Raw genomic sequence first — 22,710 nt, 5'->3', positions numbered from 1 at the left:
AACGATAGGCCAGAAAGGGCAGATGCGCGACCTTTGCGGAGATCTTTAACACGGACGTCACGAGGGACGCCGCGACGACGTCAGCGGGCGTTGGTCATCTCAAGTTCACGCAAGCGCGTGCGCGTCACTTCCTGGATCGCTTCCAAGCGCGACTGGTCGACAAGCAGTGACCGGACGACGAAGTCGGCCGCCTGGAGGGGGCGATCCTGGCGCATACGCCCCGGACCACCCTGTTCGCGCAGCGTCTCGAACAGCACGCCGTTGGTCGCGCGCAGGACGAAACTCGGTTCGAACGGCACGAACTCACCGGCCTCGCAGCCGCTGGCGACCACGCGTTCGAACTGGTCGTGGAACAGCGCGATGCCGTGGCGCTCGTCGGAGAACTCGTCGAGTGCGAGGACGGCGTCCTGATACAGCCCGCGCGCGTCGAATGGCTGCACCAAGATTTCCCGCACGTCGCACGCAATTCCGAGGTGCAGCTTCTCGGCCCACGTGCTCTGCTCGCCGAGCCGCTGGTTCATCCGGTCGATCGACGGCCCGAGGTCCAACTCGACGAGCGCGCGGAAGACCTCGTGCTTGGCCTGGAAGTGATGGAACAGCGACGGCTGGCGGATCTGCACCGCCTCGGCGATGTCACGCGTCGACGTGCCGAAGTACCCCCGCTGGGCGAACAGCACGGAGGCAGCCAACAGAATGCGGCCCCTCGTCGAGGTCCAGTCGACCGGCTTCGGCTGCCAACCCTGTCCGTATTTCACCGCCCCACTGTGACACACGTCCCTGTGCGGGACATGGCTCGCAGTCGAAAACCGAAGCAGCCTAGGAGGTTCAGCTCGACGACACCGACACCACGACCTTGTCACCGTGCCGCTCGGAGGCCGACCGGAACGCCTTGGCCGCTTCGGTCAAGGGGTGGCGCTCGGTGACCAAGAGGTCTAGGTCGATCCCGTCGCCGGCGAGTGCGATCGCCCGCGGGTAGGTGTCGTTCATGCGTCGCACCATCGCGAACGTCAGCCCCTTGCGGCGAGCGGGTGCCGCCGGAAACGACGAGTCGTCCCCAGCCGGGATCCCCGCCAGCGCGATTCGGGCACCGGGCCGGCTGGCCTCGACGGCGGTCGCGATCGCAGCGTCGGTCCCGGCGATCTCCACCACCACGTCGACGCCCCTGCCGCCCGTCGCGTCGAGGACTTCCTCCGCGCCGCGCTCGTCCGAGAAGGCGGCGTCGGCTCCACTGCGAAGCGCGGTCGCCCTCCGATGCTCGTGTGGTTCGACGGCGAACACCCTGGCGGCGCCCTGACGGCGGGCGACCTGGATTGCCAGCGCACCGATGGGTCCGACGCCGACCACCAGGACGTCCGCGCCGGGCCGCAGGTGACCAAGGCCGACCGCGTGGATGGCGACGCCGAGCGGCTCCAGCAACGCTCCCGCGTCGTCGCTGACGTCGTCGGGCAAGGGGTGCAGAAGGTGGTCCGGCCAGAGAAGCTGTTCCTGCATGGCGCCGTCCAACGTGCCGTGTCCGGCGAATTCGACGGTGGGACAGAGGTTCTCGTAGCCCATCCGACACAGCTCGCACGTCCGGCACGGGATCGCCGGGTCGACGGCAACCCGGCGCCCGGCATACGGCCCCGTCACGGCCACGGCCGCGAACTCGTGCCCTGGCACGACGGGACGTTCGATGCGGTTCTCCCCGATGCCACCGTCGGTGAACCAGTGCAGGTCGGACCCACAGATGCCCACCGAGGTGACCGCAAGAAGAGACCACCCCGGCGGGGGATCCCCAGGTGGGGGCTCGTCGGCCACCCGAAGGTCGCCGACGGCGTGCAGTCGGGCGGCGATCATCGAGACCGTCCGCTCACAGCCCGGCGGCGACGTGGTGATACACGTCGTTCCACTTGAGTTCGTGCTGGAAGCCCCGCACCGTGGTGGCGGCGTCGATGACCAGGAGTTCGGTGTCGGTCATGGCGGCGAAGTCGTCGATCGTCTCGGTGCCGACTGCCGTCGACATCACGGTGTGGTGGGGCGCACCGGCCATCAACCAGGCCTCTGCCGAGGTCGACCAGCATGGCAACGGTTCCCACACCGCACAGGCGACCGGAAGGTTCGGCAGCTCGTGGGCTGGCTCGACGACGCGTACTTCGTTGGCCACCAACCGGAATCGCGAACCCATGTCGCAGATGCCGATGATGACGGCATCCGACGGTGCCGCGGTGAAGCGCAACCGGACCGGGTCCTCGCGGCCACCGATCGACAGCGGATGCACCTCGAGGGTCGGCGTGCCCGCCGCGATACTGGGGCAGACCTCGAGCATGTGGGCCCCGAGGATGCGCTCCTGGCCGGGCGTCAGGTCGTAGGTGTAGTCCTCCATGAACGAGGTCCCACCGGGCAAGCCCTCGGCCATCACCTTCACCGCCCGCAGCATCATCGAGGTCTTCCAGTCCCCCTCGCCGCCGAAGCCGTACCCGTCTGCCATCAGACGCTGCACGGCAAGGCCCGGCAGCTGGCGGAGACCGCCCAGGTCCTCGAAGTTGGTGGTGAAGGCGTGAAAGTCGCCGTCCTGCAGAAACTTCCGCAAGCCGATCTCGATCTGGGCACCGTGCCGCAGCGACGCGTGCCGATCCCCGCCGGGCAGCAGTTCGGCGGCGACCGCGTAGGTGCCCTCGTATTCCCTGACCAGTTTGTCGACGTCGGCGGGGCGGACCTTCTCGACGAACTCGACCAGGTCGTTGACGCCGTAGGTGTTGACCGAGGCCCCGAAGTGCGCTTCGGCCTCCACCTTGTCGCCCTCGGTCACGGCGACGCCGCGCATGTTGTCACCGAAGCGGGCGACCTTCATCGTCGACAGCTCGGCGCGACCCAGCGCAGCCCGCACCCAAGAGCCGATCCGGCGGCGGGTGTTCGGATCGCTGACGTGGCCGGCAACGGTCTTACGGGGGGTCGAAAGGCGCGACTGGATGTAGCCGAATTCGCGGTCGCCGTGGGCGGCCTGGTTCAGGTTCATGAAGTCCATGTCGATGCTCTGCCATGGCAATTCGACGCCGAACTGGGTGTGCAGATGCAGGAGCGGCTTCTGCAGCGACTTGAGGCCGCGGATCCACATCTTGGCGGGCGAGAAGGTGTGCATCCAGGCGATGACGCCGATGCACTCCTCGCTGGTGTTGGCCTCGCTCAGGATCTGCGCGATTGCCTCCGAGGTGGTGACGACGGGAAGCCACCGCACCTCCACCGGAATCTCCGAGCTGCCGTCGAGACGGTCGGCGATCTGGCGCGACTGGTCGGCGACCTGATCGAGGATGTCCGGTCCGTACAGGGACTGGCTGCCCGTGATCAGCCATACCTGGCTGGTGACGAGTCGGGACGCGATCATCGCTGGTTCTCCTGGGGGGTTGCGGTTGACGTGTCGGCCTGGCCGTACACGTTCTGGTAGCGCTCGTAGAGCGAGGTCACGTTCGCGGCGTCGATGGGCGAGGTGGTGCCCAGCTGGCGGCTGATGTGCACGGTGCGTGCGACGTCCTCCACCATGACGGCCGCCTTGACGGCGTCGCGGGCCGTGCGGCCGATCGTGAACGGACCGTGGCTGTGCATCAGCACCGCGGGAGACCTGCTGCCGCGCAACGTTTCCACGATGCCGCGACCGATCGAGTCGTCGCCGATGAGCGCGAACGGCCCGATCGGAACGTCACCACCGAATTCGTCGGCGATCATCGTCAGCACGCAGGGGATCGGTTCGCCGCGGGCCGCCCACGCCGTGGCGTAGGTGGAGTGGGTGTGGACGACGCCGCCCACCTCGGGCATGTGCCGGTACACGTAGGCGTGTGCGGCGGTGTCCGACGACGGGTTGAGCTGGCCGTCGACCAGGTTGCCGTACAGATCGCACACCACCATGTCGTCGGCGGTCATCGAATCATAGTCCGCGCCTGAGGGTTTGATCACCATGAGGTCGCTGTCCGGCACCCTGGCGCTGACGTTGCCAGCGGTCCAGATGACGAGGTCGTAGCGGGTCAGCTGCGCGTGAAGGTCACAGACTTCGCGACGCAACTGGGCGATGACGCGGTTGGTCTCCTCCGTGACGGTCATCGTGCTGCCCCCACCGCGTCGAGCGAACCGATACGACGTAGGCGCCGCATCATGTCGTTGCCTCGTCCGAACCAGTCGTACAGCGTGACGTACTCGCGGTACAGCTGATCGTAGAGTTCGACGTTCTCCGGAATCGGCGTGTAGGCGTTGCGCACTCGTTTACCCATCTGTTTGGCGGCGGCGCGCACGTCGGTGAACGCGCCGGCGGCGGTGGCGGCGTGGATCGCCGAGCCAAGGGCCGGCGCCTGCGTCGAGGGCACCGTGGACAGCGGCAGCCCGACGACGTCGGCGTAGATCTGCATCATGAGCTGGTTCTTGAGCAGGCCACCGGCCACCACCAGCTCGGTTACCGGCACCCCGCAGTCGACGAACGTCTCGACGATCATCCTGGTCCCAAAGGCGGTGGCCTCCAACAACGCCCGGTACGTGTCGACCGCGGTGGTCTCGAGCGTCTGCCCGACGATCACGCCCGACAGTTCGTGGTCGACCAGCACGGAGCGGTTGCCGCTGTGCCAGTCGAGGGCCACCAGACCGTGTTCGCCGATGCGCTGGCGGCTGGCCAGTTCGGTCAGGTGCTCGTGCAGCGACTGGCCGCGGTTGCGGGCCTCGACCTCGTACCGCTCGGGAACGCAGTTCTTGATGAACCAGGCGAAGATGTCGCCAACCCCGGATTGACCGGCTTCGTATCCCCAACTGCCCTCGAGGATTCCGCCGTCGACTGCGCCACACATGCCCGGTACGTCCCGCAGCACGTCCGAGTTCATCACGTGACAGGTCGACGTACCGATGATCGCCACCATGTGCCCGTTGTCGAGCGCGTCGGCCGCGGCGACCGTCACGTGTGCGTCGACGTTGCCGACGGCGACGGGGATGCCCTCGGGAAGGCTGGTCCAGCGCGCCGCCTCGGCGGTGAGTGTGCCTGCCGCCTCGCCCAACTGGCCGATCGGCTGGTCGAGTTTGTCGGTGACGAAGCTGGCGAAGTCGGGGTTGAGTTCGGCGAGGAACTCGGCCGACGGGTATCGCCCGTCCTGTCGGATTCCCTTGTACCCGGCGGTGCACGCGTTGCGGACGTAGGAGCCGCACAGTTGCCAGACGATCCAGTCCGCGGCCTCCACGAAGCGATCCATCGTCGCGTAGACCTGTGGGTCGTCCTCCAGAATCTCCAGCGCCTTGGCAAACTCCCATTCGCTCGATATCAGCCCGCCGTAGCGCGGCAGCCAGGTCTCGCCGCGTTGTGCCGCAAGGGCGTTGATGCGATCGGCCTGCGGCTGTGGCGAGTGGTGTCGCCACAACTTCCCATAGGCGTGCGGACGGTCGGCGTACTCGGGCAGCTCGCACAGCGGCGTGCCGTCGGCGAGCACCGGAACCATGGTGCAGGCGGTGAAGTCGGTGCCGATCCCGATCACGTCACGCGGGTCGACGCCTGCCTTCTCGACGGCGGCAGGCACGGCCGTGCGCAGCACCTCGACGTAGTCCGCGGGGACCTGCAGTGCCCACTGGTGCGGCAGTCGGCGGTCGTCACCGGGGAGTGTCTCGGAGACCACGCCGTGGGCGTAGACGTGTTCGGCTTGGGCCAGCTCGTGACCGTCACTGACCCTGACCACCACGGCGCGTCCGGACAGGGTGCCGAAATCGACTCCCACCGTATACTTTTCGGCGTCTCTCTCGCCTGTCATCGGTTCTCCTCGTACGTTGCCGTGCTGTCACGGACGATCAATTCGGGGGGGAGCAGTGGGACGTTGGTGGTCGACCCGTCCAGGGTGGCGGTGACCAGGTCGATGGCTCTGCGACCGATCGCCTGGAAGTCCTGGCGCACCGTGGTCAGCGACGGATTGAGATACCCGGCTTCCGGGATGTCGTCGAACCCGACGACGCTGACGTCCCGTGGCACCACGAGACCCGCCTCGGCGAATGCGTGCAGCACCCCGATGGCCATCTGGTCGTTGGCGACGAAGACCGCGGAGGTCTCACCGCGCCGCGCCATTTCGCGTCCGATCTCGTAGCCGCGTGCGGGTGTCCAATCCCCCTCCCACGGCTCTCGAACCTGGAGCCCGGCACCGCGCATGGCCTCCTCGTAGCCCGCACGGCGGCCCTTGGCCTCGGTGTAGCTCAGCGGGCCGAGGACGTGGTCGATCTCGCGGTGGCCAAGGTCGATCAGGTGTTGGGTGGCCTGGCGGGCGCCGTCGATCTGGTCGACACCTACGCTGAGGCCTCGCCCGGAGAGGTCACCCTCGACCACGATCAGCGGAAGACCCGGGTCGGCGGAGTGCACGACCGCCAGCGCCTCCTCCTGCGCGGCGATCATCACGATTGCCTCGACCGCCTGGCGGGCAAGGTAATCGAGCGCTCCGGCGAGCTCCTCGACGGTCACCTCGGCCAGCGGTACGAGGCTGGAGAAGTAGCCGGCGGCGCGCGCGGCCTCCTGGACGGATCGCTGGATGCTCGACGGACCGTAGAGCGCGCTGTTCGTACCGACGATGCCGATGATCCCGGACCGGCGGGTCACCAGCGCGCGCGCCGCGGTGTTCGGTCGGTAGCCGAGCTCTTCGATGGCCTGCTGGACGCGGGCCTTGGTGGTCGGCCGAATGCTCGCCGAGCCGTTGATCACTCGAGAGACGGTCTGATGGCTGACACCGGCCAGCCGCGCCACGTCGGCCATCACCGGTTTCGGCGCGGCGGGCTGCAAGTGCTGACTGCTCATCCGGACTTCCTCACCAGTAGTCGCTGAACCAGGACGAACATCAGCAGGAGCACGCCCGTCATGATCCTGGTCCAGTACGAGTCGAGGTTCGCCGCCGTGACGAAGGTCTGGATCGTACCGAGCACCAGCACGCCGATCAGCGAGCCGAGGACGAAGCCCACGCCGCCGGACAGCAGCACGCCGCCGATCACCGCGGCGGCGATCGCGTCGAGCTCGAGTCCGATGCCGTTGAGGCTGTAGCCCGACAGCTTCTGGACGCCGAGCAGCAGCCCGGCGAAGGCGGCGCACAGTCCGCTGATCGCGTAGACCGACACCCGGGCCCGTGATGCGTTGAGTCCCATGAGTTGGGCGGACTGCCGATTGCCGCCAACGGCGTACACCGTGCGGCCGAACCGAGTCTGATGCAGCACGTACACCGCGATCACGACGACGACGAGCGCCGCAACGACGGTCCATCGGATGAACTTGTCCTCGTAGAGGTAGACGTAGTTCAGGCCGAACTGGCGCAGGGTCTGGTCCTTGATCGGAAGGGTGTCGACGCTGATGACGTAGCAGAGCCCGCGGGCCAGGAACATCCCGGCGAGGGTGGCGATGAACGGTTGGACGTCGAAGTACTCGATGACCAAACCCATCATCAGTCCGAGCAGAGGACCCACCACCAGTACCGCGCCGACGGCCAGCGGCATCGGCCACCCGGCCTTGAGGGCGGTGGCGAGGATCACCGTCGACAGCGCGACGACCGACCCGACGGACAGGTCGATGCCGCCGGTGAGGATGACGAAGGTCATGCCGACCGCGAGCACGATCAGATAGGCGTTGTCCACCAACAGGTTCAGGAAGACCTGGGTGGGGCTGGCGAAGTCGTAGCGTGCCACGACTGCGGTGAACATGACGATGAACAGCACCAGCGACGCGATGGGCGAGAGGTAGCGCCCCGTGATCCGACGCATGACCTCTGCGGTGTCGACCCGTGGGCGACCGACGGTCTGAACGCTCATGACTTCCTCACTTGGCTGCCATCGTCGGCGGTGACGGAACCGATGCCTGCTGTCCGCTGATCTCTTCGGTCGCGGCGTGGCCCGTTGGTGGGGCGGGCCTCTTGCGCCGTCGCGAGAGCAGGGCCCGGAACTTGGGCGCTTGCAGGAGGCACACCGCGATGACCACTAGCGCCTTGAACACCAGCGTGGTCTCCGGGGTGATGCCTGCGGTGTACACGGTGGTGGTCAGCGTTTGGATGATGAGCGCGCCGAGGATGGTGCCGGTGAGGCTGAAACGTCCACCCAGCAGCGAGGTTCCGCCGATCACCACCGCGAGGATCGCGTCCATCTCGATCCAGAGACCGGCGTTGTTGGCGTCGGCCGCCGAGATGTTGGAGGCGATCATGAGGCCGGCGATTCCGGCGCAGAGCGCACAGAACACGTAGACGGCGAACACGATGGTGCGGTATCGGACACCGGCGAGTCGGCTGGCTTCGGGGTTGATGCCGACGGACTCGAGCAGCATGCCCAGCGCGGTGCGTCGCGTCAGCAGTCCCACCAGCGCGAACACCGACAGGCTCACCAGGATCGCCACCGGCAAGCCGAAGACGAATCCGGAGCCGAGGATCTTGAACGGGGCGCTGGTGATCGTCACGATCTGGCCGTCGGTGATCAGCAGCGCGATGCCGCGACCCGCCGTCATCAGGACCAGCGTGGCGATGATGGGTTGGACGCCGAACACCGAGACCAACAAGCCGTTCCACAGACCGAGGCCGACGGCGACGCCGAGGGCGATCCCCATCGCGGTGATCACCGTGCCAGCGCCTGCCGGATCGTCGGAGGCGGCGATGTGCGCGCAGGCGAGCGCCCCGCTGACGGCGACCACGGCGCCGACCGACAGGTCGATTCCGCGCGAGGCGATGACCAGAGTCATGCCGAGCGCGACCAGCATGGTGGGCGCACCGTTGCGGAGGATGTCGACGGTGCTGCCGAACAGGTGTCCGTCCTGAACCCGGATGCTGAGGAAGGTCGGTGTCACGATGACGTTGACGATCAGCAGCGCGACGAGCGCCAGAACCGGCCAGATGAGCGGCGATGCGCTCAGCTTCTTCATCATTGCTCTCCTCCCGCCGCGATGAGTGCGGTCAGTTCGCGGACGGAGCGGTCCGAGCCGACCTGCGCGACGCACTTGCCGTCGCGGAGGACGGCGATCCGGTCGCTGATTCTGGCGACTTCGTCGAGTTCGGCGGAGATGAAGACCACGCCCATGCCGTCCTTGGCGAGGTCGGTGACGAGTTTCTGGATCTGGGCCTTGGCGCCGACGTCGATGCCGCGGGTGGGTTCGTCGAGGATGAACAGTTGCGGTTCGGTGATGAGCCATCGCGCGAGCAGCACCTTCTGCTGGTTTCCGCCGCTGAGGTTCTTGACGGGTGTGCCCGGGTTGCGCGGCCGGATGTCGAGCGCCTCCATGTAGCGGTCGACGAGGTCGTCCTTGACCTTCTTCGACAGCGGTCGGGCGAAGCCGCGGCGCGCTTGCAGTGCCAGCACCAGGTTTTCGCGCACGCTGAGGTCGCCGATGATGCCCTCGCCCTTGCGATCCTCCGACGAGAAGGCCAGTCCCTTGGCGATGGCGGCGCGCGGCGTGCGCATCGCGTCCGAGGATCCGTTGACCGAGACACTTCCACTGCTGGCGCGGTCGGCGCCGAAGAGCAAGCGCGCCAACTCCGTTCGCCCGGAGCCGAGCAGACCGGCCAGGCCAACCACTTCACCACGGTGCACGTCGAGGTCGACGGGCTGCAGCTTGGGCTTGCGGCCGAGTCCGCGTGCGCTCAACACCGGCTCACCGGTGGACGGAGTCGTGGCCGATGCGGCATCGCCGATCTCCTCCAACACGTCGAGCTCGTGTCCGAGCATCGCCGCGACGAGTTGAACCCTGTCCAGTTCGGCCGTCGGGTACTCGCCGACCAGACGGCCGTTGCGCAACACCGTCATTCGATCGGAGATCGCGTACACCTGGTCGAGGAAGTGCGAGACGAACAGAATCGCGGTGCCACCGTCGCGCAGCCTGCGCATCACGCGGAACAGTTCGGCGACCTCGTCGGCGTCGAGGCTCGAGGTCGGTTCGTCGAGGATGAGCACTCGAGCGGAGATTGCGGTCGCCCGCGCGATGGCGACGAGCTGCTGGATGGCGATGGGATGCGCGCCGAGGGTGGAGCCCGGGTCGATGGTCAGGTCGAGTTGGCCGAGGAGTTCCGCGGCGCGGCGCCTCATCGCGCGGTAGTCGATGCGACCGAGACGACGGGGCTCGCGTCCGAGCAGAATGTTCTCTGCGACAGTGAGATTGGTGCAGAGGTTGACCTCTTGGTACACGGTGCTGATGCCGGCGTCCTGCGCCTGCCTTGGGCCGGAGAACCGTTGTTCGACACCAGAGACGGTGATGCTTCCCGCGTCGGGGTCGTAGACGCCGGTCAGTACCTTGATCAGCGTCGACTTACCTGCGCCGTTCTCTCCCATCAGCGCGTGGATCTCGCCGGGAAGCAGGCGGAAGTCGACGGCGTCGAGTGCCTTGACACCCGGGAAGTCGATGGTGACGCCCTGCATGCGGACCACCGGGGCGGTGGTAGGCCCGGGCTGGGGTGTGGTCATCGGGAATCCTTACCGGTGGTAGCCGACGCCGCTCGGAGCGTTGGCGGGGGTCCTGCATCCGAGCGGCGTCGACGGTCTCTTCGGTGGTGCGGGCTAGTACTTGCGGTCGGGCAAGGCGGCCTTTGCCTGCTGCTGGTCGAACGTCTGGTCCGGGGTCACGATGCGGGCGGGCACCGCCTCACCGGCCACGACCTTCTTGGCGATGTCCATCAGTTGCGGCCCGAGCAGCGGGTTGCACTCGACGATGAAGTTCATCTTGCCGTCGGCCAGTGCCTGCATGCCGTCGTGCGTGGCGTCGATGGCGACGATCTTGATGTCCTGGCCCGGCTTCATGCCGGCGGCCTCGATGGCTTCGACGGCGCCGAGGGCCATGTCGTCGTTCTGCGCGAACACCATGTCGATCTTCGGGTTGGCCTTGAGGAAGGCCTCCATGACCTGCTTGCCGCCGGAGCGGGTGAAGTCACCGGTCTGCGAGGCGATCACCTTGAGGTTGGGGTTGGCCTTGATGGCGTCGGCGAAGCCGGTGCTGCGTTCCAAGGCGGGGTCCGAACCGGTCGTCCCCTCGAGCTGGACGATGTTCACGGGGCCGGGTGCCGACGCGTACTCCTTGACGGTCCACTCCCCTGCCCACTTGCCCTCTTGGACGAAGTCGGCGCCGAGGAAGGTCTTGTAGACGTCCTTCTCCTGAGTGTCGACCGCACGGTCGGTCAGGATGACGGGGATGCCGGCGTTCTTGGCTTCCAGGAGGACGGCGTCCCAGCCGGTGCGCACCACCGGGCTGAAGGCGATGACGCTGACGCGCTGCTGGACGAACGACCGGATCGCCGAGATCTGGTTTTCCTGCTCGCCGTTGGCGTCGGAGAACTTCAGGTTGACGTCGGCGGCCTTGGCGGCGTCCTGGATGGACGTGGTGTTCGCCGTGCGCCATCCGCTTTCCGCGCCGACCTGAGAGAAGCCCATGGTGATCTGGCCTCCCCCGCCGCCTTCGCCGGAGCCACTGGATGGCGCCGGTCCGCTGCCGCACGCTGCGAGAACGCCGGCCGTCGCGATGCCAAGCATCGCGGTGAGGACTCTCTTCACAACAACTCCTTTGGTGTTTTCGGATTGCCGAGCTCGGCGCGTGGCCGGCGTGTGTCCAAGAGCCGCGAGACTGCGGTAGGTGGTGTGACCGGCGTTACACCGTCAGGATGTTAACGCTCACATTCAAAACCTGTCAACAACTTGTTAGCGCTCACATCCGAGGGTTCGACGGGCTTGACAAAGGCGTGAGCCGCATCACAAGATCGATATGTTAGCGCTCACATGGGCGCCCGCCCCGGCCTGTGAGACCGCGGTGCGAACCCACATCAGTCGGGAGGATTTTCATGCGCAAGGGCATTGTTCGGGTACTGGGGGCGCTGGCCTTCATATTGGCCGTCGTGGCCACGCTTTCGGGTTGTGGTCGGTCGACGACGACGGATCAACCGGCGGCAAGCAACGGCGAACGGTCGGGCACCGTCGGCATCGCGATGCCCACGAAGTCGTCCGAGCGGTGGGTCGCGGACGGCAACAACATGGCCGAGCAGTTCAAGAAGCTGGGCTACGACACCGACCTGCAGTACGGCGACGACGTCGTCCAGAACCAGGTTTCGCAGATCGAGAACATGATCACCAAGGGCGTCAAGGTGCTGGTGATCGCGCCCATCGACAGCTCGTCGCTGACCGACACCCTGCAGCGTGCCGCCGACGCGAAGATTCCGGTCGTCAGCTACGACCGCCTGATCCGCGGCACCGAGAACGTCAACTACTACGCCACCTTCGACAACTTCAAGGTCGGCGTCCTGCAGGCCACCTACATCACCGACAAGTTGGGCCTCGCCGACGGCAAGGGCCCCTTCAACATCGAGCTGTTCGCCGGATCCCCCGACGACAACAACGCGACGTTCTTCTTCAAGGGCGCGATGAGCGTGCTGCAGCCCTACATCGACAGCGGAAAGCTCGTCGTCAAGAGCGGCCAGACCTCCTTCGACCAGGTGGCCACGCTGCGCTGGGACGGCGGACTCGCGCAGTCGCGGATGGACAACCTGCTGAGCAAGGCCTACACCAGCGGCCGGGTCGACGCCGTCCTCTCCCCGTACGACGGCATGTCGCTTGGCATCATCTCGGCACTGAAGAGCGCGGGCTACGGCACGCCGACCAACCTGCTGCCCATCGTCACCGGCCAGGACGCCGAGCTGGCGTCGGTCAAGTCGATCATCGCAGGCGAGCAGACTCAGACGGTCTTCAAGGACACCCGCGAACTGGCGAAAGCCGCTGTGCAGATGGCAGATTCGCTGCTCACCGGCGGCACGCCCGAGACCAACGACACCACCACCTACGAAAACGGTGTGAAGGTCGTGCCGGCGTTCCTGCTTCAGCCCGTCAGCGTCGACGAGACCAACTACCAGAAGGTGCTGGTCGACTCCGGGTACTACACCGCCGGACAGCTGGCGTGACGATCGAAGACAACGCACCGCTGCTCGAAATGCGGGGTATCACCAAACGATTCGCCGGGGTCACGGCGCTCAGCGAGGTCACCCTCGCTGTGCGCCCTGGCGAAATCCACGCGATCTGCGGTGAAAACGGCGCCGGAAAGTCGACGCTGATGAAGGTTCTGAGCGGGATCTACCCACACGGCAGCTACGACGGCGAAATCGTCTTCGACGGCAAGCCGGGTGACTTCAAGGACATTCGGTCCAGCGAGCGGCGGGGCATCGGCATCATCCACCAGGAACTTGCGCTGGTGCCGGTGCTCTCCATCGCGGAGAACATCTTCCTCGGCAACGAGCACGCCTCCGCAGGCGTGATCAGCTGGCACGAGACCATGACCGACGCCGCCCGGCTGCTCGCCCGCGTAGGCCTCGCCGAGAGCCCACGCACCCGGATCGCCGACATCGGCGTTGGCAAGCAGCAGCTGGTCGAGATCGCAAAGGCCTTGTCCAAGAAGGTCAAGCTGCTGATCCTCGACGAGCCGACCGCAGCTCTGAACGACGAGGACAGCAGGCATCTGCTCGACCTCATCGTCGAGCTCCGCGACCAGGGGCTGACGTGCATCATCATCTCGCACAAGCTCAACGAGGTGATGCGCGTCGCCGACAACATCACGATCCTGCGGGACGGGCACACCATCGAGACCCTCGCCGTCGAGGAGGACCTCACCGAGGAGCACATCATCCGAGGGATGGTCGGTCGCGACATGACCGACCGCTTCCCGGAGCGGACGGATCACCCGATCGGTGACGTCACCTTCGCCATCGAGGACTGGACCGTCTTCCACCCGCTCGACCAACAGCGCAAGGTCGTCGACGGGGTGTCCATCAACGTCCGTCGCGGCGAGGTCGTCGGGCTGGCCGGCCTGATGGGTGCGGGCCGCACCGAGCTCGCGATGAGCGTCTTCGGGCGCAGTTACGGCAAGAAGGCAGGCGGCAAGGTCTTCAAGGACGGCAAGGAAATTCGCACGCGGACGGTGCCCGAGGCCATCGCCCACCGGATCGCCTACGCCACCGAGGACCGCAAGCACTACGGGCTCAACCTGATGGACGACATCGCGCGCAGCGTGACCCTGGCATCCCTGGCCAAGGTCAGCCGGGCGTCGGTCATCAACGAGCACGAAGAGACGGTGGTCGCCGAGCGGTTCCGAAAGGACATGCAGATCAAGGCCCCGTCGGTGCGGGCGACGACGGGCAACCTGTCCGGCGGCAATCAGCAGAAGGTGGTGCTGAGCAAGTGGATCTACGCCGACCCCGACGTCCTGATCCTCGACGAGCCGACCCGCGGCATCGACGTCGGCGCCAAGTACGAGATCTACACGATCATCAACTCCCTTGCCGCCCAAGGCAAGGCGGTCATCGTGATCTCCTCCGAACTACCCGAACTGATCGGTCTGTGCGACCGCATCTACACCCTCAACGAGGGCCGGCTGACCGGTGAGGTCGCCCGCGCGGATGCCAAGCAGGAGACCTTGATGCGCTACATGATGAAGGGACGCAGCTAGATGACCACCACCCCGACGGTGAGCACCGCCTCGAGTGCGCCCACGCCGTCTTCGCCGCCCACGTCCCCGGGTCACCGGCTGCGCGCAATGCTGCAGGGCAACTTCCGGCAATACGGCATGGTGGCCGCGCTCGCCGTGATCGTCATCCTGTTCCAGGTCTGGACCAGCGGCATCCTGCTGAAGCCGTTGAACGTCACGAACATCGTGCAGCAGAACGGGTACATCCTGATCCTGGCGATCGGGATGGTCATCGTCATCATCTCCGGTCACATCGACCTCTCCGTCGGCTCGATCGCCGGGTTCGTCGGGGCGATGTCCGCGGTGCTGATGATCAAGAACGACCTGCCGTGGCCCGTCGCGGTACTGCTGTGCCTGCTCCTCGGCGCGGCGATCGGTGCGTGGCAAGGGTTTTGGATCGCCTACGTCGGCATCCCGTCGTTCATCGTGACCCTGGCGGGCATGCTGGTGTTCCGCGGTGCCACGCAGTACCTGCTGGAGGGGCAGTCCATCGCACCGTTCCCCCGCAGCTTCAGCCAGGTCAGCAGCGGCTTCCTCCCCGACATCGGCGGCAGCGGTGGGCTCTACCACTGGCCGACGGTCATCCTCGGCGTGTTCGTCATGGCGGCGGCCGTCTGGCAGCAGGTGCGGCAGCGCAGGACACAGTCCCGCTACGGATTCGACGTCTCGCCACTTGGCTGGTTCGTGTTCAAGTGCGCGGCGATCGTCGCCGCACTGGCCGCCTTCACCCTCCTGTTGGCCAGCTACCGCGGCGTTCCCGTGGTCGGCATCATTCTGGCCGTTGCGTTCGTCATCTACGCATTCGTCATGCGCAGCACCGTCTTCGGCAGGCAGGTGTACGCGGTCGGTGGCAACGAGGCGGCCGCCCGGCTGTCCGGCGTCAAGAACAAGCGCGTCACCTTCCTGGTGTTCGTCAACATGGGCCTGCTGTCGGCCTTGGCCGGTCTGCTGTTCGCGGCGCGGCTGAATTCCGCGACACCGCAGGCTGGTATCGGGATGGAGCTGGAAGCCATCGCCGCGGCGTTCATCGGCGGCGCATCTGCCAGTGGCGGTGTCGGCACCGTGCTCGGCGCCATCATCGGTGGCTTCGTCCTCGGTGTGTTGAACAACGGCATGTCACTGATCGGCATCGGCAGCGACGTGCAGCAGGTCATCAAGGGCCTGGTCCTTCTCGCAGCCGTCGGCTTCGACATCTACAACAAGAAGAAGGGTGGGTCCTAACATGGCGAACGGCTTCATCGCGGATCGCTTTGCGCACGACATCGTTACGTTCATGCGCAACTGGGCGCCCTACGGCGGGCCTCCCGCCGACGAGGTGCTGCCCGAATTCGGGCTGACGCGGGACCAGTTGGTGACGCGTTATCAGGAGATCATGACCGCGGCCGCCGCTCGCCGAGCACCGTCCCGCCGGCCGACGCCCGGCCGGTTGTCGCGCCCCACCAACCGACCTGTCGGCGACTAGACACCAACCGCGGCACAGTAATTGGCCAGCACCCTGACGTAGGGCGCGACGGCGGTCAGCTTGTGCCGGGGCCAGGCAAAGATCTCCAACAGGTAGCCGCGGTCTCCCGATCGCACGCCGACGACCAGCACCGCGTGGTAACCCATCTCCTCCAGCAAGGCCGTCTCGGCGGGGTCGCAGTCCTCGCGCCCCGCCTCGGCAATGAACGCCGCGCCGGTGGACGCCATCACCTTGGCGGTCCACGGATAGTCGGCCAGCGCGTAGGTCGTACCGACGTCGATTCTGCGGAGCTTGGCCAAGCCGGAGTACTCGTCGAGCATGCTGTCCACGCCACAGATCGTGCGGACGCGACTCCCGTCCGGCGTGACGTCCGACAGCGCCCATGCCGCCGCGTCGACGGCATTGTGCACTTGCATCGCAAGGACTTCCAGCGCCGCGGCGACCCGCAGTGGCGCGTGTTCGTCGAGGATCGCCATCACGCGGGGCACCAGCCGGTCGATCGCGGACGCGGCCTCCTCGGAATGGGCGGTGCGGCGATTCGGACTGACGACCTGCGGCCGGTACACCCCGACGTTGTAGCGACCTGGCCCCAGCCGCTTGGCGTCCAGCAGAGCCGCGTCGGCGACCGCCAGCAGATCGTGCCCCGAAACGGTATGGGGCCCAGAGACGCTCGCACCCCAGCTGAGGGTGACGTCGGCGCCCAGAATCCTTCTGACGCGGTGGCTCGTCTCACTGGCCAGGCGCTCGGCCTCATCAAGGGTGCAGTGCGGCATCAGCACACAAAATTCGTCGCCGCCGAGGCGCACCGCCGTGGCACCGCTCGTCGTCGACGACGTAACGTCGCCAAGAACCGAGCCGACCTCACGCAGCAACGCGTCCCCAGCGGGATGACCGTCCCGGTCGTTTACCGTCTTCAAACCGTCGAGGTCGCCGACCAGCAGCGCGGCGGGCGTCGTCGTCCAGTCCACCTCGTCGAATAGCCGCTCGAGCTCGCGCCGGTTGGCCAACCCGGTCAGCGGGTCCTGGTGCGCGAATCGCCACACCGTGCTGAACAACTCGGAGCGGCCGATGGCCACCGCGGTGTGCGCGGCGATGGCTTGCAGCAGCTGGACGTCGTCGGGACCGAATCGACGCCCGTCGACGCCCGCTGCCCACAGCTCGCCCCACATGAGGTCCCCGTGCATGATCGGCACAGCCAGCTCGCTCTCCTTGCCGACACTGCGCAGCCATTCCGCCTCGGAGGGATTGGCGTCCGCGTCGTCGAGCGAGAACACGTAGGGCCGACCGTGTCGCAGCAGCGACATGACCGGCCCGTCGTCCGTGACGTCGTAGATCTCGGATTCTGGCCAGCGCTGCTCGCCGGGCCCCGGCCTGCCGACGTTGATCAACGTACGAAGGTTGGTCTCGGCCTCCCACCGGCTGATGGACACCGCCGCCGTGTCGAGAGCCTGCAGGGCCTGTTCGGCGATGACCTCGAGGGCCTCGTCGAAGTAGTTGGCGCGCAGCACGGCGTTGGATATCCTCAACAGCGCGCGCAGGACGGGAGCGTCGGCCATGTCGATCTCGGCATCCCGCGCGCCCGCGTTCCGCTCATTCCCCTCCACGGCAAGCGCGGTCAACGCCCGCCGCCGCTGCAACGCCCAGTCCGGCATTCGTACCCCCCAGCAACACCCTCGTTAGGCTCGAAGCCTACCGTCGGCAACCGAGTGCTCAGGCCACGGATCATGTGATGAGGCTGGGAATCGGCTAACCGCTTCTGGTGGCGAGCCACTCGGTGATGCTCGCGACTACGTCGCAAAAGAAGGTGCGGTAGAGATTCTCGGCGACGTAGCCGATGTGCGGTGTCACCAGCGCGTTTGGCAGTGCCCTCAGCGGATGGTCGACGGGAAGGGGTTCGGTGTCGAAGACGTCGAGCGCGGCCCCGCCGATCGAACGATCGGTCAGCGCTGCGACGAGTGCGGACTCGTCGACGATCGGTCCTCGCGACGTGTTCACCAACCACGAGGTCGGCTTCATCAACGCAAGTTCGTCGGCGCCGACCAGACCGCGGGACCGCTCGCTGAGCTTGAGGTGGATGGTCAAGGTGTCGGACTGGCGGAACAGTTCGTCCTTCGACACCAAGGTCGCTCCGGCCGCCTTCGCGGTGGCGGCGTCGAGGTTCTGGCTCCAGGCGACGACGTCCATCCCGAAGACGGTGCCAAGGCGCGCAATCTCCGTTCCGATGTGTCCCAGGCCGAGGATGCCGAGGACCTGCCCGCGTAGTTCCCGCCCGACCGAGGTCTGCCAGCCGCCGGAGCGGACGGACCCGCACTCCTCGACGACATGGCGAGAGCTGGCCATGATCAGGGCCCAGGTCAGTTCGACGGTTGAGGTGGGGTCGTAGCGGGTGTCGGTTACGACGACGTCGTGGTCGGCGGCGGCGTCGTAGTCGATCGACGCGTTGCCCGGACCCGTCGACGCGATCATCTTCAGCCGGGGTAGGCGTTCGATGACCTCGCGCGGCAGGGGCGTGCGCTCCCTCATCACGCAGATGACGTCGAAGGGTTCGAGCCGTGCCACCAGGTCGTCCTGGTCGGCGAGGTGGTCGGCGAACACGGTGATCTCCGCCTGACGTTCGACGGCCGACCAATCGGCCGTCGACAGCGCGGCGTCCTGATAATCGTCCAAGATCGCGATCTTCACTCGTGCGTCCCTTCCATGTGTTGACGAAGAACTTCTCAGCCCGCGACGGCTGCGCCACAGATACCGCAGACTTCGTACCGGCGGTGCTTCCACCGGGCAACGGGAACGAAGAACACGCTGACTTGCTTGAACTCATCCATCCGCGACCAGGTCGTCGTGTTGTGGCAGCGCGGACAGGTCCGGGTCTGACCGTCACCGAGGAACTTCTGCTTGGAGCCGTACCCGAAGAGAAAGAACACTGCGGGTACATACCCGCAATCCGCCCCGCCTACCGTCGGGGCTACCCGCTAGCCCCCACTGCACGGTCGTGGTCGCAGCAAGGCACGTTGGGGGTCAGCATCGAAGCCCCCGCACCTGGGTCTCGACAAGAGTTGAGGCATGGCAGCCAACAGCCCCGAACCCAACGAGATCTACCAGACCGCGACAATGGAGGCGCTGCTCGACGGCGTCTACGACGGCGACGTCGAGATCCGAGAACTGCTGAGCCACGGCGACTTCGGGCTGGGAACCTTCAACGGTCTCGACGGAGAGCTGCTGATGCTCGACTCGGTGTGCTACCAGCTCCGGTCCGACGGCAGCGCCACCAGGGCCGCCGTGGACGAACTGGTCCCCTTCGCGGTGGTCACCCGGTTCCGTCCGCAGCGAACCATCGAGGTGACCACCGAGTCCGATCGCGCGGCCGTGACCGCCCTGGTGGATGCCAGCGTCGAGAGCGCCAACCTGATGGTGGCCGTACGCATCCGCGGTGAGTTCGCGACCGTCCGTACCCGCACGGTCAGCAAGCAGGAACCCCCGTACCGGCCGTTCACCGAGGCCACCCACGACCAAGGCGAAGTCACCCTGACCGACGTATCGGGAACCCTGGCCGGGTTCCGAATGCCGCAGTGGGTGCAGGGCATCTCGGTGGCCGGCTACCACGCGCACTTCCTCAACGCCGACCAGACGCGGGGTGGCCATGCGCTCGACTACCGCTTGCTCGAGGGCACCGTCGAGATCGGCGTCTGCTCCGACCTGCACCTCAGCCTGCCCCGGACACCGCAGTTCGAGGCGGCGAACCTCTCCGACGACGACGCCGACGGACAGATCCGTCGCACAGAAGGGCAGTGACATGAGCGCCGAGAACAATTCTCCCTCAACACGTTCCGCACAACGCATGGTCGACACCCTGTCGGCGTACGGCGTCGAGTTCATCTTCGGCATCCCAGGAGCCAAGATCGACGCGGTGTTCGACGCACTCGACGACGGAGGACCGCAGCTGATCGTGTGCCGCCACGAGCAGAACGCCGCGTTCATGGCCGCCGCCGTCGGCAGGCTCACCGGCACTCCCGGTGTGGCACTGGTGACTTCCGGTCCGGGAACGACGAATCTGGCGACCGGCCTGGTCACCGCGAACACCGAGCAGGATCCGATGATCGCCATCTGCGGGGCCGTCGGCCGCGCCGATCGACTCAAGCGCACGCATCAGTCGATGAACGCCGCGGCGATGCTCACCCCCATCACCAAGTACACCGCGGAGGTCGCCCATCCCGACAACGCGGCGGAGGCGGTCGCCAACGCGTTCAGGGCCGCCACCACGGTGCCCAGGGGAGCCGCCGCGGTGGTGATCCCGTCGGACGTGGCTGCCGAGTCGACCGATGCCGTCGTCACTCCCATCCCGGTGGCACCGTTGGGTGCCGCACCGGCAGAACACGTTTCGCGCGCCGCCGACCTCATCCGCAACGCCCGTCGACCGGTGCTTCTGGTCGGGATGCGCGGCGGCGATCCCCGCGCCTGCGCGGCGATCCGCGACCTGCTCAGCGTGACCAACCTCCCCGTCGTCGAGACCTTCCAGGCGGCGGGAGTGGTGTCGCGCGAGCTCGAGGACCACTACGTCGGCCGGGTCGGACTGTTCCGCAACCAACCGGGTGACGTACTCCTCGACGAGGCCGACGTCCTCCTCACCATTGGGTACGACCCCGTCGAATACGACCCCCGGCTGTGGAACGCCGACCCCGCCCGCGTCGTGGTGCATCTCGACGAGGTCGCCGCCGACGTCGACGCGCACTACCAGCCCGCGCTCGAACTTCGCGGCGACGTCGAAGCCACCCTTCGTGCCCTCATCCCCGAACTGTCGGGCCTTCGACTGTCCGAGTCGGCGGCGGCGTCGGTCGACGAGAAGCGCGCCGCCCTGACCGCCATCGACGAGGCGGCCGCCATGCATGGCGACACCGAGGTCGGGGTCAACCCCGCGGCACTGGTACTCAAGATTCGCGACCTCGTCGACGACGACGCCACCGTCGCCTGCGACGTCGGGTCGAACTACATCTACGCAGCCCGGCACCTTCGCGCCTACGAGCCCCGCAGGTTGCTGTTCTCCAACGGGCAGCAGACCCTCGGGGTGGCCCTGCCCTGGGCCATGGCCGCCGCCTTGGTACGGCCGGGCACCCAGGTGGTGTCGATCTCCGGTGACGGCGGATTCCTGTTCAGCGCACAGGAATTGGAAACTGCGACGCGGCTGGGGCTCAGTTTCACGCACGTGATCATGCGCGACAACACCTACGACATGGTCGGCTTCCAGGAGGAGCTGAAGTACGGCCGAAAGTCGGGCGTTCGACTCGCCGAGTACGACGTCGCCCACTACGCGGCGGCCTTCGGCGCCACCGGTGTCCGGGTGAGCGGCCTCGCCGACTTCGAGAGTGCCTTCAAGGAGTCGCTGGGCAACCCCGGCATCACCATCGTCGACGTCTGCGTCGACTACCGCTCGAACACCGATCTCGCCAAACAGCTTCACGACGACGTTCTCGAATAGGTCGACGGCGACCACCACCGAATATTGACTGCCGTGTCCATCATGGTCGACGTCATCAATCGCTGCTTCTCCGACGACTTGAAGAATGACGGGTGGGCGGAGCGGTTGAAGGGCATGATTCCGTCGTACGGCGAGTCGCTCGTCGACGACGCGGACCTGTGTCGGCGGGTTCGCGCCAACACCGCGACCGTCCTGCAGGTCAACCAGTAGCCCACGAACGAAGGAGTCCCAGCATGATTCGCGCGTACCGCCTCTACACCGGTCCCGACGGCAACTCCCACGTCGAACGCGGCAGCATCACCGGCGGACAATTGGTCGACGCCGAATCGATCGAATTCAAGGAAACGGCACCGCATTCGTCGTTCGACTGGCACAACGACCCGATTCCGCAGTACGTCATCACGCTGTCCGGCGTGCTGGAATTCACGACGGTGGGCGGCGAATCGTTCACCATCCACCCGGGTGACGTCCTGCTGGCCGTCGACCACACCGGCACGGGCCACGAGTGGCGGCTGCTAGACGACGCACCGTGGAAGCGCGCGTACGTGGTGTTCAAGACCGGCGCGGACACCCACTTCGTGGCTGATCGGGCCTGACGGTTCGATGGAACGCGCCGTCACCCTCGAGACGCTCGGGGCGTGGGTGATCAAGTGCAATCCCCACCGCACCGACGTCGAGCCGATGCGTGCGGCCGGCGAGACCAAGCCGTCCTGGTGCGTCGCCGACAACTACCGGTCGCAGCTCATCCGCCCTGGCCAGCGCGTTCTGTTCTGGGTTTCCGCGCACCCGCGCCGGGGCTTCTGGGGAGCGGGCCGGATCACCGGCGACGTCACCATGGAGGACGGTCAGCTGCACGTTCCCGTCCACATCCCGTTGTTCACCGAACCGCTATCCGCTGCGGATCTGCGGGCGGCCGGCTTGCAGTCGACGGAGGTCCTCCGTTCGCCGCAGCAATCCAATCCGTCCTGGGTGAACTTGGCCGAGCTCGCGCTCATCGAACGACTGCTGGCCCCGCGGCCAGAATCGCCTGTGTGACAAAGCTTTCGGCACACCTCAGGGACCTCGGTCGACGAGGAGTCGTTCCGGGTGGTGGAGGTAGTTCAGTCGGGCTTGGCCGACGTCGAGTTGCGGTGGCGGGATCCACTGGACGCCCTCGGGGCCGACGGTGACCGTCCAGCCTTCTTCGGCCAGGCGGTTGTCCCCACCGCAGGCGAAGACCACTTCGTCGATGTTGGTCTGCCCGTTCTTCGCCCAGCCGTTGGTGTGGTGCACCTGGGTCCCGTAGCCGGGGACGGTGCAGCCTGGTTTGGTGCACCCGCGGTCGCGGGCGTGCAGCATGATCCGCTGCCCGAC

23 protein-coding genes are annotated in these 22,710 nt (G+C 66.7%); 9 read left to right on the top strand and 14 right to left on the bottom strand.

Going from position 1 to position 22,710, the window contains the following annotated elements; translation table 11 throughout:
- Positions 1-80: 80 nt before the first annotated feature.
- From B1790_RS22920 to B1790_RS22875, 10 genes are all read right to left on the bottom strand, one after another.
- The gene (locus B1790_RS22920; RefSeq protein WP_079925626.1) at positions 81-755 is read right to left on the bottom strand and encodes a TetR/AcrR family transcriptional regulator; all 675 of its coding nucleotides are present in this window, start codon (positions 753-755) and stop codon (positions 81-83) included.
- Positions 756-825: 70 nt separating this feature from the next.
- Positions 826-1,836, bottom strand: a complete 1,011-nt coding sequence (locus B1790_RS22915) for a zinc-binding dehydrogenase (protein WP_079925577.1) — start codon at positions 1,834-1,836, stop codon at positions 826-828.
- A gap of 13 nt (positions 1,837-1,849) precedes the next feature.
- Positions 1,850-3,361 carry an L-arabinose isomerase gene (gene araA, locus B1790_RS22910; protein WP_079925576.1) on the bottom strand — a complete coding sequence of 504 codons (1,512 nt, stop codon included), beginning with the start codon at positions 3,359-3,361 and terminating at the stop codon, positions 1,850-1,852.
- A complete protein-coding gene (locus B1790_RS22905) occupies positions 3,358-4,071 on the bottom strand; it encodes an L-ribulose-5-phosphate 4-epimerase (protein WP_079925575.1) in 714 nt (237 codons plus the stop codon). Before B1790_RS22905 ends, araA begins: the two co-directional genes overlap by 4 nt.
- Positions 4,068-5,747, bottom strand: a complete 1,680-nt coding sequence (gene araB, locus B1790_RS22900; RefSeq protein ID WP_079925574.1) for a ribulokinase — start codon at positions 5,745-5,747, stop codon at positions 4,068-4,070. The genes B1790_RS22905 and araB overlap by 4 nt, the downstream gene beginning before the upstream one ends.
- A complete protein-coding gene (locus tag B1790_RS22895) occupies positions 5,744-6,772 on the bottom strand; it encodes a LacI family DNA-binding transcriptional regulator (protein ID WP_079925573.1) in 1,029 nt (342 codons plus the stop codon). Before B1790_RS22895 ends, araB begins: the two co-directional genes overlap by 4 nt.
- Complete coding sequence (locus B1790_RS22890; RefSeq protein WP_079925572.1) at positions 6,769-7,770, bottom strand: sugar ABC transporter permease YjfF; 1,002 nt, start codon at positions 7,768-7,770, stop codon at positions 6,769-6,771. The genes B1790_RS22895 and B1790_RS22890 overlap by 4 nt, the downstream gene beginning before the upstream one ends.
- Positions 7,771-7,777: 7 nt before the next feature.
- Positions 7,778-8,863, bottom strand: coding sequence for an ABC transporter permease (locus B1790_RS22885; RefSeq protein ID WP_233165272.1), 1,086 nt, complete (start codon positions 8,861-8,863; stop codon positions 7,778-7,780).
- Positions 8,863-10,395, bottom strand: coding sequence for a sugar ABC transporter ATP-binding protein (locus B1790_RS22880; protein ID WP_079925570.1), 1,533 nt, complete (start codon positions 10,393-10,395; stop codon positions 8,863-8,865). Before B1790_RS22880 ends, B1790_RS22885 begins: the two co-directional genes overlap by 1 nt.
- 93 nt (positions 10,396-10,488) lie before the next feature.
- The gene (locus tag B1790_RS22875) at positions 10,489-11,475 is read right to left on the bottom strand and encodes an ABC transporter substrate-binding protein (protein WP_079925569.1); all 987 of its coding nucleotides are present in this window, start codon (positions 11,473-11,475) and stop codon (positions 10,489-10,491) included.
- A 284-nt stretch (positions 11,476-11,759) separates the two neighbouring features.
- Between B1790_RS22875 and chvE the strand changes: the two genes are divergently transcribed.
- The 4 genes from chvE to B1790_RS22855 are packed head-to-tail and all read left to right on the top strand — an operon-like array spanning position 11,760 to position 15,887.
- Positions 11,760-12,869, top strand: coding sequence for a multiple monosaccharide ABC transporter substrate-binding protein (gene chvE, locus B1790_RS22870; protein ID WP_079925568.1), 1,110 nt, complete (start codon positions 11,760-11,762; stop codon positions 12,867-12,869).
- Positions 12,870-12,898: 29 nt separating this feature from the next.
- Complete coding sequence (gene mmsA, locus B1790_RS22865) at positions 12,899-14,407, top strand: multiple monosaccharide ABC transporter ATP-binding protein (RefSeq protein ID WP_079925625.1); 1,509 nt, start codon at positions 12,899-12,901, stop codon at positions 14,405-14,407.
- A complete protein-coding gene (mmsB, locus tag B1790_RS22860; protein ID WP_079925567.1) occupies positions 14,408-15,646 on the top strand; it encodes a multiple monosaccharide ABC transporter permease in 1,239 nt (412 codons plus the stop codon).
- A gap of 1 nt (position 15,647) precedes the next feature.
- Positions 15,648-15,887 (top strand): hypothetical protein, encoded by a 240-nt coding sequence (locus B1790_RS22855; RefSeq protein WP_079925566.1) that lies wholly within the window; start codon positions 15,648-15,650, stop codon positions 15,885-15,887.
- Here the strand turns inward: B1790_RS22855 and B1790_RS22850 are convergent.
- The 3 genes from B1790_RS22850 to B1790_RS22840 form a co-directional block, all read right to left on the bottom strand.
- Positions 15,884-17,539: a diguanylate cyclase gene (locus tag B1790_RS22850; RefSeq protein ID WP_233165271.1), complete on the bottom strand. Its 1,656-nt coding sequence runs from the start codon at positions 17,537-17,539 to the stop codon at positions 15,884-15,886. The two genes, B1790_RS22855 and B1790_RS22850, sit on opposite strands and share 4 nt — an antisense overlap.
- 94 nt (positions 17,540-17,633) lie before the next feature.
- The gene (locus tag B1790_RS22845; RefSeq protein WP_079925565.1) at positions 17,634-18,569 is read right to left on the bottom strand and encodes a D-2-hydroxyacid dehydrogenase family protein; all 936 of its coding nucleotides are present in this window, start codon (positions 18,567-18,569) and stop codon (positions 17,634-17,636) included.
- 35 nt (positions 18,570-18,604) lie between these two features.
- Positions 18,605-18,808 carry a zinc-ribbon domain-containing protein gene (locus tag B1790_RS22840; protein WP_079925564.1) on the bottom strand — a complete coding sequence of 68 codons (204 nt, stop codon included), beginning with the start codon at positions 18,806-18,808 and terminating at the stop codon, positions 18,605-18,607.
- Positions 18,809-18,947: 139 nt separating this feature from the next.
- On the opposite strand from B1790_RS22840, the gene budA reads away from it, so the two are divergent.
- From budA to B1790_RS22815, 5 genes are read left to right on the top strand one after another with little or no spacing between them, the layout of a single operon-like run.
- On the top strand, positions 18,948-19,676 hold the full coding sequence (budA, locus tag B1790_RS22835) for an acetolactate decarboxylase (protein ID WP_079925563.1): 729 nt from the start codon (positions 18,948-18,950) through the stop codon (positions 19,674-19,676).
- 1 nt (position 19,677) lies between these two features.
- Positions 19,678-21,357, top strand: a complete 1,680-nt coding sequence (alsS, locus tag B1790_RS22830) for an acetolactate synthase AlsS (RefSeq protein WP_079925562.1) — start codon at positions 19,678-19,680, stop codon at positions 21,355-21,357.
- Positions 21,358-21,390: 33 nt separating this feature from the next.
- Entirely contained in the window at positions 21,391-21,567 is a 177-nt protein-coding gene (locus B1790_RS22825) for a malate:quinone oxidoreductase (RefSeq protein ID WP_198952095.1), read from the top strand.
- 23 nt (positions 21,568-21,590) lie between these two features.
- Positions 21,591-21,953: a cupin domain-containing protein gene (locus B1790_RS22820; protein WP_079925561.1), complete on the top strand. Its 363-nt coding sequence runs from the start codon at positions 21,591-21,593 to the stop codon at positions 21,951-21,953.
- A gap of 7 nt (positions 21,954-21,960) precedes the next feature.
- A complete protein-coding gene (locus tag B1790_RS22815; RefSeq protein ID WP_079925560.1) occupies positions 21,961-22,392 on the top strand; it encodes an EVE domain-containing protein in 432 nt (143 codons plus the stop codon).
- Between the two features lie 18 nt (positions 22,393-22,410).
- Here B1790_RS22815 and B1790_RS35410 read toward each other — a convergent pair.
- The coding region (locus B1790_RS35410) for an HNH endonuclease signature motif containing protein (RefSeq protein ID WP_233165270.1) at positions 22,411-22,710 on the bottom strand (300 nt) is incomplete at its 5' end.

Origin of the sequence: Mycobacterium sp. AT1, from assembly GCF_002043095.1 — a bacterium.
Classification (GTDB): domain Bacteria; phylum Actinomycetota; class Actinomycetes; order Mycobacteriales; family Mycobacteriaceae; genus Mycobacterium.
The sequence above is the reverse complement of the archived record's forward strand: the minus strand, read 5'-3'. Positions and strand labels throughout refer to the sequence as shown.